We start from the raw sequence: 19939 nt of genomic DNA on the forward strand, positions 1-19939 counted from the left end.
AATGAAAAATTCCATTAAAATAATATTGGCATCAGGCATTTTACTATTGTCGTTAAATGCATGTAAAAAGAGTGATTTAAATTTGAAGCCGACCAACGATGTTACCGCCGATGTAGCTTATGCTACTCCGGCAGGATACAAAGCAGAGCTGGTTAAGCTTTATGCAACATATGGATTAACCAGTCCTGGCGGTTCTGATCAAAGTGACATAGGTGGGTTAAACTCAGGTTTTGCAGACTTTCTGAGGTTGTTCTGGACATCGCAGGAGCTGACTACTGATGAGGCGGTTTGTGCCTGGGGTGATACTGGGATTCCTGAACTGGACAATTCTACCTGGAATGCAGATAACCAATTCCTTCGTGGCTTGTACTCCAAAGCTATTCTTCAAATTACATTCTGCAATGAGTATTTACGTGAAAGTACCCCGGATAAATTGGCCAGCCGTAACATTACTGGATCCGATGCGACCAATGTGCAACGTTATCGTGCGGAAGCAAGATTCCTTCGGGCATTCCAATACTGGGTATTGATGGATGGTTTTGGTAATCCACCTTTTGTAACAGAGAATGACCCGATTGGAAAAACACCGCCAAAACAAACCACCAGAGCTGCGCTGTTTTCTTATGTAGAATCTGAGCTTAAAGCCATTGAGGGTGATCTTGCAGATCCAAGGAGTAATGAATATGGACGTGCAGATAAAGGTGCAGACTGGGCTTTACTGGCCAGATTATATCTGAATGCTCAGGTCTATACCGGAACTGCAAAATATACTGAGGCAATTACTTATTCCAGTAAAGTAATAGGTGCAGGTTATGCATTAAAAGCAAATTATAAAGACCTGTTTCTGGCAGATAATAATGTTAACAATAATGAAACGATCCTGACTATTAATTATGATGGTGTACGTGGAACCAATTACGGTGGAACAACATTTTTAATTAATGCAGCGATCAATGCAGATATGAGTCCTGCATCTTTCGGGGTTCCTTCAGGTGGCTGGGGTGGTAATCGTACCCGTCAGAATTTGCCTGCATTATTTCCTGATCCAAATGGTACAGCAGATAAACGTGGTGTTTTCTTCGGAACAAAAAGTACAGTAGATGATATTTCGGTGTTCACAGATGGTTTGCGGGTAACCAAATTCAAAAATGTAACCTCAACCGGGGTAACACCGCCATCCCTAAATGGAACGTTTAGTTCATTGGATTTTCCTTTGTTCCGTTTGGCAGAGCAATACCTGATCTATGGTGAGGCGGTGATGCGTGGTGGTTCTGGTGGCAGCCAGGCTCAGGCATTAACTTATGTGAACAATTTGCGCCAACGTGCTTATGGTAATGCTTCAGGAAATGTATCTGCTTTGACAGTTGACTTTTTCTTAGATGAGCGTGCAAGAGAATTGTACTGGGAGGGACATCGTCGTACTGACCTGGTTCGCTATGGTAAATTTACCGATGCGAGTTATTTATGGCCATTTAAAGGGGGTACGAAATCTGGAGCAGGCCTTCCTGCTTACCGTAACTTATACCCGATTCCAGCAGCTGATCTGATCGCAAATCCGAATCTGGTTCAAAACACAGGTTATTAATTATTCAATCGATAAAATATGAAATCAATTTTTTTAAAATCCATTTCCCTTGTTTTATTAACGATTGGATTATGGTCTTGTAAAAAGGATGAAACAAAGACAGTGTCTAATGTGAGTCCGGCAGGTGCGCTTACTGCATCTGCAACAAGTTTGAATTTAGTTCAGGCAAATGCCACAAAACCGGCGCTTACACTGACTTTTCCTGCACCTACGGTTACAGGTTATCAAATTCCGGTAACTTCTACCTTGCAATTTGCACTGGCAGGTACAGGCTTTGCGGTAACCAAAGAGATCGTAGCTACAACTACAACTTATTCTCCAACAGTTAACGATTTTAACACCATGTTACTTGCATTAGGTTTAAAAATCGGGGTTTCCGGGCAGGTTGATGTCAGATTAAAATCTGCTCCTGCACCAAATGCGGTGACTTATTCCAATGTGATTACCATTACGGCTACGCCTTATCTGGCCTCGGCCTGGATCTATGCTCCAGGTGCTTATCAAGGTTGGAATCCTGCAACTGCAGATAGTTTGGTTTCTTTAACCAGCAATGGTATCTATACTGGTATCATAAATTATCCGGCTGGACAATTTGAGTTCAAAATCACACCAGCTAAAACCTGGGATGTTTCTTATGGTGATGGTGGTGGCGGTACTTTGAGTACTTCTGGAGGTAATTTAAATGCAGGTGTAGCAGGATCAAGATTGGTGACTGTGGATATGAACAAAAAGACCTGGACGATTGCTGATGGCAATGTATGGGCTATTATTGGTAGTGCAACACCTCTGGGTTGGGATGCCGATACAGATATGAAATTCATCAATGACGGAAAAGGAGCCTACAAAATTACCCTTAATCTGGTTGCCGGGGAGTTTAAAATCAGAATGGGACATAAATGGGATTTCAATTTTGGTGGAACCATTGCGGCCCTGGTCGCTAATTCTCCTAATAACCTCCCGGTTTCAGCCAGCGGAAATTATACAATTACTTTCACTCCTGTTTACGGAACTGACGGAAAACCAGTTAGTGCTACGGCAACAATGGTGAAAAACAACTAATTACCCAATTCCCTGGCAAATGATCATTTGCCAGGGAATTTAAAAATCTTTTACCGGTCATTCTCACCTGAAGACCCTCTGCAGATCCCCAATTTAAATTACAATAATCCGAATATCAGATGAAGAAATTATCCCTTTTATTTTTATTAACGGTTTTAAATTTGTGGGCCCATGCCCAGAAGCTGGAGCGTATAGAACCGATGTTCTGGTGGGTTGGTATGAACAATCCTAAGCTTCAGCTGCTGGTTCATGGAGAGCAGATTGCTTCACTTGGTGTCCAGCTGAATTATTCTGGTGTTAAACTGGCAGAGGTGCATAAAGTAGAAAATCCAAACTACCTGTTCCTGGATCTGGAGATTAGCCCGGAAGCCAAAGCAGGTAAGTTTCCAATTGTATTTGTGCAAAATGGAAAGAAAAAACAACAGTACATCTATGAACTGAAGAACAAAGATCAAAGTGCAGGAAGGGTACAGGGGGTAACCAGCAAAGACCTGATCTATTTGCTGATGCCAGACCGTTTTGCTAATGGTGACCCTAAAAATGATGTGGTGAAAGGACTGCAGGAAACTACCCTTAACCGGGATTCTATGTATTACCGCCATGGTGGAGATATCCAGGGCGTGATCGATCACCTGGATTATTTAAAAAACCTGGGTGTAACCACCATCTGGATGACCCCGGAAATTGAAAATGACATGGCCAATGCTTCTTACCATGGTTATGCAGCTACAGATCATTATAAGATTGACCCCCGTTACGGCAGCAATGAGTTGTATAAAACTTATGTGGATAAAGCTCATGAAAAGGGCTTAAAGGTCATCAAAGATATTGTACACAATCACATCGGAACAGGTCATTATCTGTTTAAGGACATGCCGATGAAAGATTGGGTAAACCAGTGGCCTGTTTATACCCAAACCAGCTATCGCGACCAGCCGGTTATGGATATCCATGCTTCTGAAGCCGACCGTAAAAAAATGCTGGATGGCTGGTTTGTGCCTTCTATGCCTGATTTGAACCAAAGAAATCCTTATGTACAGAATTACTTAAATCAGAACCACATCTGGTGGATAGAGTACGCCGGTATAGATGGTTTAAGACTGGATACTTATCCTTATAATGATCCGGAATACATGGCCGACTGGGCGCAAAAGTTAAAAGCAGAATTTCCTAATCTGTCTGTTTTTGGAGAGACATTGGTGAACTCTGTGGCCAGCCAGGCTTTTTTTACTGGTGGAAACACGGTAAATAGGGGCTTCGATACCCATTTGCCGGGTATTACAGATGCCGTAGTTAAGGATGCAGTTTATGAAGCCTTAAATGGTAAATCAGGCTGGACTGATGGCATCTATCGCCTATATGCTACACTTTCTCTTGACTTCCTGTATCAGGACCCGACCCGGAATGTGGTATTTATGGATAACCACGATATGAGCCGTTTTTACTCTATGGTGAACGAAGATTTTGATAAATATAAAGCTGGACTGGCATTGATCTTTACCATGCGTGGTATACCACAGGTATATTATGGTACCGAGATCCTGATGAAGAATTATTCGAACCCGGATGGCCTGGTACGGTCTGATTTTCCAGGAGGCTGGAAAGGTGATAAAACGGATAAGTTTAAGCCTGCCGGGCGTACGGAGAAAGAGAATGAAGCTTTCAATTACTTCAGTAAACTGGCCAATTTCCGAAAAAACAGTGAGGCATTGCAAACAGGAAAGATGATGCAATATGTTCCTGAGGATGGAATTTACGTTTACTTCAGGTACAGCGACCCGAACAGGGCAGCAAAAACCGTTATGGTGATCATCAATACAGAAGATAAAGCGAAACAATTGAATACCGGAAGATTCAGCGAGCGGATGAAGGGTGCAAATACTGCCCATAACGTGGTGAGCGGAGAAAACATCAGTTCAATTCAAACCCTAAGCGTGCCTGCTAAATCATCATTGGTACTGGAATTACAATAAAAGCCCTGCAATGCAAAACAATTTACCTGAAAAACAAATCGCTTGCCTTTTTGATCTAGATGGCGTGCTGGTGGACACCGCAGTTTACCATTATCAAGCCTGGAAACAGTTGGCCAATAGGCTTGGCTTTGATTTCACAGAGGCACAAAATGAGCACCTGAAAGGTGTAAACCGGATGCGTTCCCTGGAGATGATCCTGGACTGGGGAGGTGTAGAGAAAACAGAAGAGGAGAAAGAAGTACTGGCTGCACAAAAGAACGAGTGGTACGTGGCCATGATCAATAAAATGACAGCGGCAGAGGTACTGCCGGGATCGATAGATCTGCTGGAAAATTTACGTGCCGAAGGGATCAAGATTGCCCTGGGCTCTGCAAGCAAAAATTCTTCTACCATCCTGGAAAGAACACAGCTTACTCATTTTTTTGATGCCATTGTAGATGGAAATGTGGTCTCTAAATCTAAACCCGATCCTGAAGTTTTTGTGAAAGGCGCAGAACTGCTTGACGTACCTGCAGAGAACTGTGTGGTTTTTGAGGATGCACAGGCTGGTATAGATGCTGCACTGGCTGGGCATATGAAATCTGTAGGCGTTGGGGCAGAAGAAAACCTCAAAGGGGCAGACTTGTATGTTAAAGACCTTTCGCAGATCAGTGTGAAAGAAATTATTTCCCTTGTAAAAAGATAAGATCCTGTTCAGCAGGTTTAAATAAGCATAAAGATGAAGAATTATATAAAGCCAGAAGAGTGGAACATCATAGAGGAAGGTTTTGATCCTCATTTAAATAAGATATCAGAAAGTATTTTTAGTATTGGCAACGGCCGGATGGGGCAGCGGGCCAATTTTGAAGAGCAGTATAGCGGAGAGACCTTGCAGGGAAATTATGTTGCAGGGGTCTACTATCCAGATAAAACACGTGTGGGCTGGTGGAAAAATGGCTATCCGGACTATTTTGCAAAAGTATTAAATGCAGCCAACTGGATAGGAATAAACGTTAATATAGATGGAGAAGCTTTGGACTTGAACTTGTGTAAAGTAAGCGGCTTTAAACGTTTGCTGAACATGAAGGAGGGATACCTGGAACGCACTTTTATTGCCGAGCTGGCCGGCGGGAAAAAACTGGAGATTCGCTCTAAACGCTTCTGCAGCATTGCGGATGATGAAATTGCAGCCTTGCATTACCAGATCATTCCTTTGAACTTTGAAGGTACATTGAAGATTACTTCTTTTACAGATGGAGATGTAAAAAACCAGGACTCCAATTATGAAGAAAAATTCTGGGACCTGGTGCATGGAGCAAATGAAGGAGATACTTCTTTCTTAACGCTGCGCACAAAAAAAACAGCTTTTGAGGTATGTACTGCAGTACAAACTTCGGTCTTGAAAAATCATACCCAGCTGAACTTGAAAGCAGGAGAAGCTGTAAATGATAAATATTTGTCTTGCGTGGTGAGTGTTGAAGTGAAAGCGCAGGATTGTATCGACATCTATAAAATAGCGGCCAACCTATCTTCCATGAACTATGCCAAAGAAGCACTTCGGGCAGAGAGTGCAAAGGCCATTGCCAGGGCATCTCAAAAGGGTTTTGAGCAGTTGCTGGCCGATCAGGCTGCAGCGTGGGCAGCAAAATGGGAAGAAAGTGACATCCTGATTGAAGGTGATGTGGCTGCTCAGCAGGCCATCCGTTTCAATATTTTCCAACTCAACCAAACTTATACAGGTAAAGACGCCAGACTCAATATCGGCCCTAAAGGCTTTACGGGAGAGAAATACGGAGGTTCTACCTATTGGGACACAGAAGCCTATTGTATTCCTTTTTATCTTTCTACTGCACCGGCAGAGGTGGCTAAAAACCTTCTGGTCTATAGATATAAGCATTTGGGCAAGGCCATTGAAAATGCAGAGAAGCTGGGCTTTAGCCATGGGGCGGCTTTGTATCCAATGGTGACCATGAATGGCGAAGAATGCCATAACGAATGGGAGATCACTTTTGAGGAGATCCACAGGAACGGGGCTATTGCATTTGCTGTTTTTAACTATGTGCGCCATACCGGTGATGAGGCGTATCTGCAGGAATATGGACTGGAAGTGCTGATCGGCATTGCCCGTTTCTGGAAGCAGAGGGTAAACTGGAGTACAGATAAGAACAAGTATGTGATGCTTGGAGTAACCGGACCAAATGAATACGAAAACAACATTAATAACAATTGGTATACGAATACGCTGGCGGCATGGTGTTTAAATTATGCTATAGAAGCGGCAAAGATCGTGGAAACAGCTTCACCGGCAGATTACCGGCGGATTGCGGCCAAAACCAGTTTGCAGCAGGAAGTTGAATTTGCAGGCTGGAAGGAAGTAGCCGATCAGATGTACTTTCCATATGATGAAAAAGAAAAGGTTTTCCTGCAGCAGGATGGCTATATGGATAAAGAACAGATCCTGGTGAGTGAGTTGCCTGCAAGAGAACGTCCTTTAAACCAGAAATGGAGCTGGGACAGGATACTCAGATCTGTCTTTATTAAACAGGCCGATGTATTACAAGGTATGTATTTCTTTGAAGACAATTATGACCTGGATACTTTGCGCAGGAATTTTAAATTCTATGAATCCAGGACGGTGCATGAGAGTTCTTTATCACCATGTGTACACAGTATTCTGGCGGCGAAGTTAAACGATGAGGAAAAAGCATATGAGTTTTACCTGCGTACGGCACGCCTGGATCTGGACGATTACAATAATGATACGGAGGATGGGTTGCACATTACTTCTATGGCAGGTACCTGGATGAGTATTGTGGAAGGTTTTGCAGGAATGCGGGTAAGAAACAATCAGCTTCGGTTCCATCCTTTTGTGCCCAAGCAATGGAAATCTTTTGCATTTACAGTAAATTTCCGTGGAACAACCCTGAAAGTGAATATTGAAGCTGGAAAGATCAGCATTACAAATGCCTCGGCAAAAACCATAGAAGTGATGGTGTTCGACCAGGTATATCAGATTCCGCAGGGCGAGAAAACAATGACGTATGAATTATGCGTGTAATCCTTAAAAACTTAATTATAGTGATATTGGTTTTGTCTGGGACAGCAAGGGCTTCCTTTGCGCAAAAAACAGACAAGCCCGGAAATGTGCATATGGATCAGAAGAAAATAGTCATCTATCAATTGTTGCCGCGTTTGTTTGGTAATACGAGCACAGCCAATGTTCCCTATGGAACAATTGCGCAAAACGGTAGCGGTAAATTTGATGACATTAATGATAAAGCTTTAACGGGAATTAAAGAGCTTGAGGTAAATTATGTATGGTACACAGGCGTGATTGCCCATGCGAGTTTGACCGATTATAGTGCTTTTGGTATTCAGCCAGATGATGCGGATGTCGTGAAGGGGCGTGCCGGTTCGCCTTATGCCATCCGGGATTATTATGATGTAGATCCTGATCTGGCCAGAGACGTTAAGAACCGGATGAAAGAATTTGAGGCTTTGGTGAAAAGGACACATCAGCAGGGCTTAAAGGTGATCATTGACTTTGTTCCTAATCACGTGGCGCGCCGCTACCATTCTAATGTTAAACCAACCGGAGCTATAGATTTTGGGGCTTATGATGATGTAAGGAAAGCTTTTAGTGCAGCCAACGATTTTTACTATATCCCAGGGCAAGCTTTGGTGGTTCCGGCATCGGCAGATACCATAACGACAGCATTAAGTCCTCTGATGGACCATAAATTTAAAGAAGACCCTGCGAAAGCGACGGGAAACAATGTGTTTTCTGCATCGCCGAAGGCAGATGACTGGTATGAAACCGTGAAATTGAATTACGGGGTAGATTATCAGGATGGAATGAAAGCCTATTTTTCTCCCTTGCCACCGGTGTGGACAAAAATGAGGGCGATCCTCTTGTATTGGGCAGCCAAGGGTGTGGATGGTTTCAGGTGCGATATGGCTGAGATGGTGCCGGTTGCTTTCTGGAGTTGGGTGATTCCTGAAGTAAAGAAGGTTTATCCTCAAATTGTATTTATTGGAGAGGCCTATGATCCGAAAACCTATGAAACCTATTTTAATGAAGGAAAATTTGATTACCTGTATGATAAGGTGGGTTTATATGATGGATTAAAAAAACTGATCAGGAATGAGTCTTCAGCGGATGTTTCTGTTATTCCTGCTGCGCGTACATTGGGTAATGCGGCTTATGAAAACCGGATGCTCCGTTTCCTGGAAAATCATGATGAAGAACGGATTGCTTCGGCAGGTTTTGCCGGACAACCAGAATATGCACTACCGGCGATGGTCGTTTCTGCAACTTTAAGCGGAGGACCTGTGATGCTCTACTTTGGGCAGGAAGTGGGAGAGCCCGGAAAAGGTAAAGAGGGTTTTGGCGGAGATGATAACCGCACAACGATTTTTGACTACTGGGGCGTACCGGAACACCAGAAATGGATGAACCAGGGGGCGTTTGATGGGGGATTACTGAATGCAGAACAAGTAAAGCTGCGGGCATTTTACCAGAAATTGATGCAAGTCAGTACCGGTTCAGAAGCCATATCCAAGGGAGGTTTTTATGAAGTTCAGCTGAACGGAAATGGAAATAACAGAATGTATGGATATATTCGGTATACTGATAAGCAGCGTTTATTGGTCCTGGTCAATTTTGACAGAACGCAAAACCTGGAAACGCGTATTGATATCCCGCAGGATATTTTGAATAAAAAGCCCGTTTTAGCAACAAAGGACCTGTTCAGTGGGCAGGTTGTTGCGCCAGTATCCGGAAATTCGATCCAGGTGAAAGTAGGGCCGGTATCGGCACAGATTATAGAATTTTAAACCATAGAAATGAACATAAAAACCATCACCGAAAATCCAAAACTGAGCCTGGTACAAATTGTGAACATGAGTATCGGCTTCTTCGGTATCCAGTTTGGCTGGGACTTGCAGCGGGCCAATATGGGACGGATTTACGAAAATCTGGGGGCTAACCCGGATCAGGTACCTTTGTTGTTCCTTGCAGCACCGCTAACGGGTCTGCTGGTACAACCGGTGATTGGTTATTTAAGCGACAGGACCTGGCACCCCAGATGGGGAAGAAGACGTCCTTATTTTATGGCAGGGGCAATTATCAGTTCCATTGCCCTGGTATTTATGCCACACAGCAGTGCCTTATGGATGGCTGCGGGATTGCTTTGGATTCTGGATGTTGCGGGAAATGTAGCTATGGAGCCTTTCCGTGCTTTTGTAACGGATAAACTTCCGGATTCGCAGGTGAACAGAGGTTTTATTATGCAGAGCATGATGATTGGGCTGGGGGGGAGTATTGCTTCGGCATTGCCATGGCTCATGAATAATATATTTCATCTAACCAATACGGCAGAACAGGGCAGTATCCCTGAAAATGTGAAGGTCTCTTTTTACATCGGTGCTTTCTTTTTTCTGGCTTCGGTGTTGTATACGGTATTTACAACCAAAGAATACCCGCCTGCTGATGTAGATTATAAAGAGAAAGTATTGGAAAGCAATAAGGGTTTTGGTGCCGGGGCAAAAGACATCTGGCATTCTTTATTAAATATGCCAAAGCGGATGCAGATTGTGTCGCTGGTACAGTTCTTTACCTGGCCAGGTTTGTTTCTGATGTGGTTTTATTATACCACGGCTGTTGCGGTCAATGTATTTGGCGGGAAAGATGCGAGTGACCCGGTTTATGCACATGGTGCAGATTTCGGGAGCCTGACATTAGCTTATTACAGCGTAGTTACCTTTCTGTTTGCGCTGGTTCTGCCAAAGATTGCTGATAAACTCGGACGGAAAACCACACATGCCCTTTGTCTTCTCTGTGGGGCGATGGGCCTGATCAGTGTGGCCTGGGTACATGATAAAAATATGCTGTACCTGTGTATGACCGGTGTCGGGATTGCCTGGGCAAGTATCTTGTCTATGCCTTATGCTATGCTCAGCGGGTCGCTGCCAAAGAACAAGATTGGGATCTATATGGGGATCTTCAATTTCTTTATTGTATTACCAGAGATCATTGCTTCCCTTGGATTTGGCTGGCTGATGCGTGAGGTACTGCACAATGACCGTCTTTTGGCGGTACAGATAGGTGGAGTGCTGATGATCGTTGCTGCTGTGATCTGTTATGTTTTTGTAAGAGAAAAACCTAAACTATAATCTAATGAAGACAACTTTGTTTATGGTACTGATTTTATCGGTATTGGCCTTGGCATGCAAAAAAAGTAACCCGGGTACAGATCCGGTTACACCAGTAGACACCGGCCTTCCTTCGGCTGCAAAAGATGGTGTAGCTTTTATTAATAATGGCAAGTCGGCGATTGTAACCCTGTATGCACCGCTTAAAAAATCGGTGTCTTTGATGGGTGATTTTAACAACTGGCAGGGTACGGCTATGAAGAATACAGCAGATGGCAATACCTGGTGGGTACAGATAGACGGACTGGATCCCAATACCGAATATGCCTATCAGTTCCTGGTGGATGGAACTTTAAAAGTAGCAGACCCTTATTGTCAGAAGGTATTGGATCCGGATAACGATAGTTATATAGACAGTAAGACCTATCCCGGTTTAAGAGCTTACCCGGCAGGTAAAACAACAGGCATAGTGAGTGTCATGCAGGGCAATCCGCCAGTGTACACCTGGAAAAACACAACCGCTTTTACGCGGCCTGCAAAAGACAACCTTGTGGTGTATGAATTGCTGGTACGGGATTTTACGGCAGAGCATAATTATGCATCTACTTTACAAAAGCTGAATTACCTGGCTTCCCTGGGCATCAATGCTATAGAGTTGATGCCGGTTAATGAATTTGAGGGAAACCTGAGCTGGGGCTATAACCCTTCTTTCTATTTTGCACCAGATAAGTACTACGGTACGAAAACTGCCTTGCAGAATTTTATTGATGAATGCCACGGACATGGTATTGCCGTTATCCTGGACATGGTTCTGAACCATTCTTTTGGGCAGTCGCCAATGGTACAGCTGTATTTTGAAAATGGTAAACCTGCGGCCAACAGCCCCTGGTTTAATGTAGATGCCACGCATCCTTATAATGTGGGTTTCGATTTTAACCATGAGAAAGCGGCAACTAAAACTTTTGTGAAAAATGTGGTGAAGTTCTGGATGCAGGAATATAAAATTGACGGCTTCAGATTTGATCTGTCTAAGGGTTTTACACAGAAAATCTCTACAGACGATGCTTCTTTTAGTGCTTATGATGCGAGCCGGATTGCGATTTGGAAAGAATACAATACTTATATCAAAAGTATAGATCCCAACAATTTTTATGTGATCCTGGAACACTTTGCTGATGCATCTGAAGAGACTGTTTTGGCAGGTGAGGGAATGATGCTCTGGAACAACCTCAATTATAATGTCAATGAAGCTACAATGGGCTGGCTGGGCAATTCTGATTTTTCCTGGGCCTTTTTTGCCAAACATGGCTTTGCGAAGTCAGAAAACCTGGTCAATTTTATAGAAAGCCATGACGAGGAACGGACCATGTTTAAGAATATTACTTATGGAAATGCTTCGGGAAGCTATAATGTACAGGATTTGGGTACAGCTTTAAAAAGGGAGGAAATGGCCGCGGCATTCCTGTTTTCGGTGCCGGGGCCGAAAATGCTCTGGCAGTTTGAAGAACTGGGCTATGATGTTTCCATTGATTTTAATGGTCGTACGGGGAATAAACCGATTCACTGGGAGTATACGGATGATCCAAAGCGCAAGACTTTATATAATGCTTATGCTGCATTCATTCAAATGAAAAAGAAGAATAGTATTTTCAGTTCCCCTAATGCCAGCTATAACTTATCCGGGGCTGTAAAGTATATTAAATTGACAGATGCGACCAATACCGTAGTGGTGGTGGGGAACTTTGATGTGGTGGCCCGGGCGGCCAGTGTAGATATGGGAACTTCCGGAAACTGGTATGAAACAGGCAGCAGCAGTCCGGTAAATTTCAGCAGCAATACCTATACAAAAACACTTGCTCCGGGAGAGTATCATATTTTTAGTAAAAGTGCTTTGAGTAATTAAGGATTTTTTTCTCTATTTTTACCGCCCACTTATGGAACAGATAAAAACGTCATTTGATTTTGAAAAACCTATTGCTGAACTGCTTCAGCAAATTGAGAAGGTAAAACAGGTTGCTGATAAAACCAAAGTAGATATGTCTGCTACCTTAACAGAACTTGAAGGAAAACTGGCGGAAACCAGGGAAGCGACTTACCGCAACCTGACCGGCTGGCAGGAAGTTCAATTGTCCCGTCATGCAGAAAGGCCTCAGACGCTGGACTACATCGGAATGATCTGTGATGATTTCATCGAACTCCACGGAGACAGAACCGTTAAAGATGATAAAGCGATCATTGGTGGCTTTGCGACCATTAACGGACAAACGGTGATGATCATTGGTCATCAGAAAGGGAAGAACACCAAGGAACGCCAATTCCGTAATTTTGGAATGGCCAATCCTGAAGGATACAGAAAGGCATTGCGCTTGATGAAACTTGCAGAAAAGTTCAACAAGCCTGTAATTTCCTTTATTGATACCATGGGTGCTTATCCTGGTCTTGAAGCCGAAGAGCGCGGACAAGGGGAAGCCATTGCAAGAAACCTGCTGGAGATGTCTGTGCTTCGCGTACCGATCATTTGCTTTATTGTGGGTGAAGGTGCATCCGGAGGTGCTCTGGGTATTGGGATTGGAGACCGGGTGTATATGCTGGAGCATACCTGGTATTCGGTGATCTCTCCTGAATCTTGTTCATCTATCCTTTGGAGAAGCTGGGATTACAAGGAGCGTGCAGCAGAATGCTTAAAGCTGACCTCTTCCGATATGTACAGCAATAAGCTGATTGATGGTGTTGTTAAAGAGCCATTGGGTGGTGCACACCAGGATCCGGAACAGATGGGGGTAACCCTTAAAGAACAGATCTTAAAAGACCTGAAAGAACTGGGTAAGAAAAATACAGATAAACTGATTACAGAAAGAATAGATAAGTTCTGCGCAATGGGCGTAGTTACTGAATAAAAAAATACGACTACAAAAAGAAAGGGCTGCAATTTATGATTGCAGCCCTTTCTTTTTTAAAGCCCCCGGGGCTTAATTGCCGCCCTGGGGAAAGAATGGTGCGAATCTGGATTCCAGTGCACTGAATTGGTTTTTCAGGTTCTGGCTCAGTTTTGTTTGTTTATGCTGCTCGGCAGTATGTGCCATTTGATTCAGGAAGGACATGCCCAGTTGTACGTTCTGACCTCCAACAAACCTGCTCTTGCTTTCAGATACGTCTGCAAGATAGGTAAGTTCTTTTTGTATATAGGTTGCTGATTTTTCAATCAGGGCATTTGCTCTTGCGGTTTCACCCAGTATATACAGGTTCTCTGCCATAAAATAAGTACCCATCATAGAACGCATACCATAAAATCTATCAGGCATCACCTGGTAATATTTCTCCACGATCTTTTTAGCTTCGTCGATTTTGCCTTCTTTGATCAGGCTGGATACTGAAGTATTGAACAGATTGGCGAAGATGGATACGTCATCGGAAGATTGCTGATCCAGGTAGGTAGCGGTTTTAATGTTACCCCATTTGAATTTGTTCATGATGTTGTTGTACAATATCGGTGTGTTGACCAGATCTTGTCTGCTGGAAGCGGCACTGTCTGCTTTCAGAGGTAATAGACGCATAGCCAATCCTTCAGTATATAAGTAGTTATCTAAACCATTGAACTGCTCTGAAGGTACGGTGCTCGCAAAATAGATAGGTCTTTTCCACTGGTTGTGTGCAAGAATATCAAACATGGCCAGTGTACCTTTGGTTACATAGCCTTTGTTGTATTTCCATTCCAGGGCAGGCACAATTTTACCGGCCTCTGCTGCGCCTACTGTACCGGTGCTGATCACCTCTGCAGGATTTACTGTTAATTTGAAGTTTTTGGTTGGGATGAAGTTCTCTTTTGTTCCGTTTTGAAGAGGAACTTTGTCTTCATCATTATCAGATAACAGGATGTCTACGATATCTTTCAATTCAACCGGGCCAGCAATATTGGCATCCTGATAATACATTACATCTCTAACCCCCTGAACATACTGAGATTCTTTCATCGTGATCGGAAGTGGCGCAGATTCGTTTTGCTTGCGTCTCATTCCGTTGATGTACCAGTCTGTATCAAATAAGCTCAGGTTGACCAGGCGGATGTCCGGCCGGATGTTTTCTACTTCCTGTGCATACCATAATGGATAGGTGTCATTATCACCATAGGTAAAGAGGATCGCATTAGGTGCGCAGGACTGCAGGTAATCTACAGCAATATCATGGGCCACCATTTTAGTAGAACGGTTGTGGTCATCCCATCCCTGTTCGGCCATAATCACCGGGGCACAAAGCAATCCAATTGCTGTTGCGGCAATAGCACCGTTTTTAGGGGTGATCTTTTTAAATAACCAGTCTTGCAGGGCAAGTACACCGAGTCCTATCCAGATGGCAAAGGCATAGAAGGAGCCCGCGTAGGCATAATCCCTTTCCCTCGGCTCCAATGGCTTCTGGTTTAAATACAATACAATGGCAATACCGGTAAAGAAGAAGAGTAATCCTACGATACCTGCATCTTTCTGGTTGCGTTTGAAATGCCATACAGCACCAATCAATCCCAGAATTAAAGGCAGGAAGAAAAATCTGTTGTAGGCATTGCTGTCTACAATAGAAGGAGGGAGGTGGCTCTGGTTACCCAGCATCATGGCATCGATTGGTTTAATTCCACTCAGCCATTGTCCTTCATACAAACTTCCCTGTCCCTGGTCGTCATTCTGGCGGCCAACAAAATTCCACATAAAGTAACGCATATACATGTTACCGATCTGGTATTTGAACAGGAAGCCGATGTTGTCAAATAAACTTGGGAAATGGGTATCGTCGAATCCCATCATATCTTTATAGTAGGCAACGTGTCTGTCGTCGTCACTGTACATCCTTGGGAAAGGTGTTACTTTGTCATATTCATAGTCTGTTTTCTTTCCAGCTACTTCGTACTTGTCTGCTCCTTTTCTATAGAGCGTTTTTCCTTCTGTCAGGTTTACTTTCTGTGAATTGTAGTTCGGACCAAAAAGCAAAGGACGGTCTCCGTATTGTTCCCTGTTCAGATAGCCCAGAAAAGAGAAGGCATTGTCCGGATCACTGTTGTTCAGGTTCACATTTGCTTTTGCGCGGATGATGATCATGGCAAAAGAACCATATCCGAAGATGATCAGTGCAGTGGACAACAAGGCCAGGTTTAATACTTTTTTCTGGTGTTTAATAGAGTAACGGATACCCAATACCAAACCTCCGATGAGGAGTATGGCAAAGAAAAGAACTCCGGTTCCGAAGCCCAAACCTAAAGTGTTGACAAAGAAAAGATCGAAGTAAGCACCAAATGATACGACATATTGTATAATACCATATTGTACAAATGCGAGGATCAGGATTCCAACAAAGAAAGTTTTTAGTATACCTATATTGGTTGGTTTTGGTGTTTTCTTGAAATAATATACAAAGGCCATCGCAGGGATGGTCAGTAAGTTTAAAAGGTGGATACCAATGGAAAGTCCCATGATATAGGCAATGAACAACAACCATCTGTCTGCTCTTGGCTCATCTGCATGTGCTTCCCATTTCAGGATGCCCCAGAACACGATGGCGGTAAACAGGGAAGATAAGGCATATACCTCCGATTCTACTGCTGAAAACCAGAAACTGTCTGTGTAAGTATAAGCCAGGGCTCCAACTACACCAGATCCCATAATGGCAATCAGTTTTGAAGAGGTGAGTTCTTCACCAGGTTTAAGCACCAGCTTTTTGGCCAGGGCTGTAATGGTCCAGAACAGGAACAGAATGGTGGCCCCACTGGCAACAGCAGAACCTACGTTCATGAAATAAGCGATTTTGGTCAGATCACCCGCTGCAAATAAAGAGAAGAAGCGTTGGATCATTAAAAATAAAGGTGCGCCGGGCTGGTGTACCACCTGCATCTTTAATGCAGAGGCAATAAACTCGCCGCAATCCCAAAAACTTACAGATGGCTCCAGGGTTAAAATATAAGATACTGTGGCAACCAGAAAACAGAACCAGCCTGTAAGGTTATTAATTTTTGAATAATTCATTTTATTTGAATAGATAATTGTGGGCTATAAAAATGCTGCCGAAAATAAAGAATAAGATTGATAATCGTACAATGATAGGACGAGTTTAACAAAAATTAACCATAGTCCCAAAATGTAAATCATTTGAAAAGAGGGGGAAGAAGAAAAAAATAGATTTTTTTTCAGTTTGTGTTTGCAAGTTTGAAAAATGTGCGTAGATTTGCATTCCATTTCGAAGCAAGCCTTTTAAATGGAAGATTGTCCGATAGTATAAGGGTAGTACAACGGTTTTTGGTACCGTTTGTCTTGGTTCGAATCCAGGTCGGACAACAAAACAATATTCGGATTGTGACTAAAACCGCAATCCGATTTTTTTTAACCAGCATTGATACCGATCAATCATGCCATTGCAATTTAACCCAGTTAAACTTTTTGCCGGAACGGGCACAAAGGAATTAGCACTAAAAATTGCCGAATCTTACGGCAAGCCCCTAGGTGACGTCACGTTAAACAGGTTCAGTGATGGCGAATTTCAACCTTCTTACGACGAAACTGTCCGCGGTTGTGATGTGTTCATTATCGCTTCTACTTATCAGCCTAATGATAATTTAATGGAACTTTTACTGATGATTGATGCGGCGAAGCGTGCTTCTGCCCATTATATCACTGCAGTTGTTCCTTATTATGGTTTGGCCAGACAGGACAGAAAAGACAAGCCGCGTGTGGCTATTGGTGCAAAATTAGTGGCTAACCTGTTAAAATCAGCAGGTATTCACCGCATCATGACCATGGATCTTCATGCTGCCCAGATTCAGGGCTTCTTTGATATCCCGGTAGATCACCTGGATGGATCCGTAATCTTTGTTCCTTATATTAAAAGTCTTGGACTGGAGAATCTGACGATTGCTTCACCGGATATGGGTGGCTCTTATCGTGCCCGTACTTTTGCCAAGTTCTTTAATGCGGAGGTTGTGATTTGTGACAAACGCCGTAAAAGAGCAAATGAGATTGAATCCATGTCGATTATTGGTGATGTGAAGGATCAGGATATTGTTTTAATTGATGACATCTGTGATACTGCAGGTACTTTATCTAAAGCTGCGGCTTTAATTATGGAGAAAGGTGCAAGAAGTGTAAGAGCGGTTTGTACGCATCCGGTTTTGTCTGGTAAAGCGATAGAGACAGTTGAAAATTCTATGTTGGCCGAGCTGATCGTTACGGATACAATCCCGTTGAAAAGATCGAGTGATAAAATTAAGGTGCTGAGTACCGCTGAATTATTTGCTAAGGCAATTGCCAATGTGAATGAACATGGCTCAATCAGTGACTTGTTTAAAGTTTAATACAATTAAAGGCCTGTAAGGGTTGATTACTAATAAATAAATATATAAAAGATGAAAACAATCGCAATTAGCGGTTCTCCAAGAGAGAACGTAGGGAAACGCGATGCTAAGGAGCTTCGTTACGAAGGTAAGGTTCCTGCAGTATTGTATGGTGGCAACGAACAATCACACTTTGCTGTGGTAACTACAGAGTTAAAGGATGCTATTTATACGCCTGAGGCTAACTTTGTATCGATCGATATCAACGGTAAAAAAACCAACGCTATCATCAAAGAATTACAATTTCACCCGGTTACTGACCAATTGTTACACGTAGATTTTCTTCAGTTATTTGATGACAAAGAAATCTTAATGGAAATCCCTGTTAAATTAACCGGTACTTCTCCAGGTGTTAAAATGGGTGGTAAAATGGTTCAGAAATTACGTAAACTTCGTGTTAGATCTTTGCCTAAAGACATGCCTCAGGCTGTTGAAGTAAGCATTGCTAAATTAGAAGTTGGTAACTTGTTCCGCGTACGTGACCTTGCAAAAGGTGCTTACACTGTAACTAACACTCCAGAAGATACTATCGTTTCTGTTGGAATGTCTAGAGCATTGAAACAAGCAGAACAGCAAGCAGGTAAAAAATAGTCCTGAGCTTTCAGCATGGAAAAGCAGCATCGTTAACTCGGTGCTGCTTTTTTTGTTTATAAAAGTTTGGAGAGGGGCAAATCTTGTAGAAAAAAGGCATTGTACTTCGGGGTCTGGACTCCTTGCCCCGCTGCGCTCTTGTGGCAAGGCGCCCTGAGGCCCCCGAAGTACAATGCCTTTTTTTTCTGGGCGCTTAGCTGGGGGGAGAATCCGGGCATGGCGCAGACTTGTAATGTGTTTTATTCAATTTAAATATTTCTATTCCTTTTTCCACTTTCAGGCTCGATGTGTTAGTTTTTTTTACTCCTGTATTTAACCTATTTCCATAAACTATTCTGCGCCATGCCCAGATTCTCCCCCCAGCTAAGCGCCATATAAAAATCAATATTACTCCGAGAAGACCTCAGGGCGCCTTGCCACAAGAGCGCAGCGGGGCAAGGAGTCCAGTCTTCGAAGAGTAATTTGATTTTTCAACTAGCTTACATCCCATAAATCTTTACATTTGTGCGAAAACTGCACCAGCCGGTTGTTGTTTGACGACTGAATTTGACAGGTTGTCACTACAGGCAAATGACGTCTTGCAGTTAAAAATAAAACAATACGCTAAATGAAATACCTGATCGTAGGTTTAGGGAATATAGGCCCTGAATACGCCCATACAAGACATAATATAGGATTTGATATTGCAGATGAACTCGTGAAAGAATTGGGAGGTAGTTTTTCCAATATGCGCCTGGCCTATTACGCCGAATGCTCTTTTAAAGGGAGGAAAATCCATGTGATTAAGCCAACTACTTTTATGAACTTAAGCGGTAAAGCAGTGAATTACTGGATGCATGAGCTAAAGATCCCATTGGAAAACATTCTTGTTCTGGTAGATGACCTGGCTATTCCATTTGGTAAGCTGAGGCTGAAATTAAAAGGAAGCAGTGCTGGGCATAACGGATTGCAGAACATAGAAGATATCTGTGGCGGACAGAATTATCCCCGTTTGCGGTTTGGGATTGATGACAACTTCTCCAAGGGACGGCAAATTGACTATGTACTTGCACCGTTTGACAAAGATGAACTGCCGGAATTGCCGGCATTGATTGACAAAAGCGTCGAACTGATCAAAAGTCTGGTCACTATAGGTCCTGCACAGACCATGACCGCATTTAATAAATAGAAAGAAACCTGAACTTCTGTACTCAGGCAGACCTTTGATCGATGTTTGATTTTATCTCCAACAGT

At 43.1% G+C, this 19939-nt stretch carries 13 protein-coding genes; 12 read left to right on the forward strand and 1 reads right to left on the reverse strand.

Annotated elements, in window-relative coordinates:
* Position 1: 1 nt before the first annotated feature.
* The 9 genes from R2S08_RS14490 to R2S08_RS14530 all read left to right on the forward strand — a co-directional run bounded on the left by R2S08_RS14490 (position 2) and on the right by R2S08_RS14530 (position 13646).
* Positions 2-1585, forward strand: a complete 1584-nt coding sequence (locus R2S08_RS14490) for a RagB/SusD family nutrient uptake outer membrane protein (protein ID WP_316835842.1) — start codon at positions 2-4, stop codon at positions 1583-1585.
* 18 nt (positions 1586-1603) lie between these two features.
* Entirely contained in the window at positions 1604-2644 is a 1041-nt protein-coding gene (locus R2S08_RS14495) for a SusE domain-containing protein (protein ID WP_133783231.1), read from the forward strand.
* A gap of 119 nt (positions 2645-2763) precedes the next feature.
* Complete coding sequence (locus tag R2S08_RS14500) at positions 2764-4617, forward strand: glycoside hydrolase family 13 protein (protein ID WP_316835843.1); 1854 nt, start codon at positions 2764-2766, stop codon at positions 4615-4617.
* A 10-nt stretch (positions 4618-4627) separates the two neighbouring features.
* Entirely contained in the window at positions 4628-5302 is a 675-nt protein-coding gene (gene pgmB, locus R2S08_RS14505; RefSeq protein WP_316835844.1) for a beta-phosphoglucomutase, read from the forward strand.
* Between the two features lie 33 nt (positions 5303-5335).
* Positions 5336-7654 carry a glycoside hydrolase family 65 protein gene (locus R2S08_RS14510; RefSeq protein ID WP_316835845.1) on the forward strand — a complete coding sequence of 773 codons (2319 nt, stop codon included), beginning with the start codon at positions 5336-5338 and terminating at the stop codon, positions 7652-7654.
* Complete coding sequence (locus R2S08_RS14515) at positions 7645-9432, forward strand: alpha-amylase family protein (RefSeq protein ID WP_316835846.1); 1788 nt, start codon at positions 7645-7647, stop codon at positions 9430-9432. Before R2S08_RS14510 ends, R2S08_RS14515 begins: the two co-directional genes overlap by 10 nt.
* Positions 9433-9441: 9 nt before the next feature.
* Positions 9442-10770, forward strand: coding sequence for an MFS transporter (locus R2S08_RS14520; protein WP_316835847.1), 1329 nt, complete (start codon positions 9442-9444; stop codon positions 10768-10770).
* A gap of 4 nt (positions 10771-10774) precedes the next feature.
* Positions 10775-12652 (forward strand): alpha-amylase family glycosyl hydrolase, encoded by a 1878-nt coding sequence (locus tag R2S08_RS14525; RefSeq protein ID WP_316835848.1) that lies wholly within the window; start codon positions 10775-10777, stop codon positions 12650-12652.
* 31 nt (positions 12653-12683) lie between these two features.
* The gene (locus R2S08_RS14530; RefSeq protein ID WP_133783217.1) at positions 12684-13646 is read left to right on the forward strand and encodes an acetyl-CoA carboxylase carboxyltransferase subunit alpha; all 963 of its coding nucleotides are present in this window, start codon (positions 12684-12686) and stop codon (positions 13644-13646) included.
* Positions 13647-13718: 72 nt separating this feature from the next.
* On the opposite strand, the gene R2S08_RS14535 is transcribed toward R2S08_RS14530, so the two are convergent.
* Entirely contained in the window at positions 13719-16754 is a 3036-nt protein-coding gene (locus R2S08_RS14535) for a protein O-mannosyl-transferase family (protein ID WP_316835849.1), read from the reverse strand.
* Positions 16755-17134: 380 nt separating this feature from the next.
* On the opposite strand from R2S08_RS14535, the gene R2S08_RS14540 reads away from it, so the two are divergent.
* The 3 genes from R2S08_RS14540 (at position 17135) to pth (ending at position 19874) form a co-directional block, all read left to right on the forward strand.
* On the forward strand, positions 17135-18076 hold the full coding sequence (locus tag R2S08_RS14540) for a ribose-phosphate pyrophosphokinase (RefSeq protein ID WP_316835850.1): 942 nt from the start codon (positions 17135-17137) through the stop codon (positions 18074-18076).
* Positions 18077-18127: 51 nt separating this feature from the next.
* Positions 18128-18706 carry a 50S ribosomal protein L25/general stress protein Ctc gene (locus R2S08_RS14545; RefSeq protein ID WP_133783211.1) on the forward strand — a complete coding sequence of 193 codons (579 nt, stop codon included), beginning with the start codon at positions 18128-18130 and terminating at the stop codon, positions 18704-18706.
* Positions 18707-19313: 607 nt separating this feature from the next.
* Complete coding sequence (pth, locus tag R2S08_RS14550; protein WP_316835851.1) at positions 19314-19874, forward strand: aminoacyl-tRNA hydrolase; 561 nt, start codon at positions 19314-19316, stop codon at positions 19872-19874.
* Positions 19875-19939 lie beyond the last annotated feature (65 nt).

Source organism: Pedobacter nutrimenti (assembly GCF_032678445.1).
Taxonomy (GTDB): Bacteria; Bacteroidota; Bacteroidia; order Sphingobacteriales; family Sphingobacteriaceae; genus Pedobacter; species Pedobacter nutrimenti_A.

Excerpts from the sequence above, each read along its gene's own strand:
- R2S08_RS14490 (WP_316835842.1), top strand. The coding sequence starts at position 2 with ATGAAAAATTCCATTAAAATAATATTGGCATCAGGCATTTTACTATTG.
- R2S08_RS14495 (WP_133783231.1), top strand. The coding sequence starts at position 1,604 with ATGAAATCAATTTTTTTAAAATCCATTTCCCTTGTTTTATTAACGATT.
- R2S08_RS14500 (WP_316835843.1), top strand. The coding sequence starts at position 2,764 with ATGAAGAAATTATCCCTTTTATTTTTATTAACGGTTTTAAATTTGTGG.
- pgmB (WP_316835844.1), top strand. The coding sequence starts at position 4,628 with ATGCAAAACAATTTACCTGAAAAACAAATCGCTTGCCTTTTTGATCTA.
- R2S08_RS14510 (WP_316835845.1), top strand. The coding sequence starts at position 5,336 with ATGAAGAATTATATAAAGCCAGAAGAGTGGAACATCATAGAGGAAGGT.
- R2S08_RS14515 (WP_316835846.1), top strand. The coding sequence starts at position 7,645 with ATGCGTGTAATCCTTAAAAACTTAATTATAGTGATATTGGTTTTGTCT.
- R2S08_RS14520 (WP_316835847.1), top strand. The coding sequence starts at position 9,442 with ATGAACATAAAAACCATCACCGAAAATCCAAAACTGAGCCTGGTACAA.
- R2S08_RS14525 (WP_316835848.1), top strand. The coding sequence starts at position 10,775 with ATGAAGACAACTTTGTTTATGGTACTGATTTTATCGGTATTGGCCTTG.
- R2S08_RS14530 (WP_133783217.1), top strand. The coding sequence starts at position 12,684 with ATGGAACAGATAAAAACGTCATTTGATTTTGAAAAACCTATTGCTGAA.
- R2S08_RS14535 (WP_316835849.1), bottom strand. The coding sequence starts at position 16,754 with ATGAATTATTCAAAAATTAATAACCTTACAGGCTGGTTCTGTTTTCTG.
- R2S08_RS14540 (WP_316835850.1), top strand. The coding sequence starts at position 17,135 with ATGCCATTGCAATTTAACCCAGTTAAACTTTTTGCCGGAACGGGCACA.
- R2S08_RS14545 (WP_133783211.1), top strand. The coding sequence starts at position 18,128 with ATGAAAACAATCGCAATTAGCGGTTCTCCAAGAGAGAACGTAGGGAAA.
- pth (WP_316835851.1), top strand. The coding sequence starts at position 19,314 with ATGAAATACCTGATCGTAGGTTTAGGGAATATAGGCCCTGAATACGCC.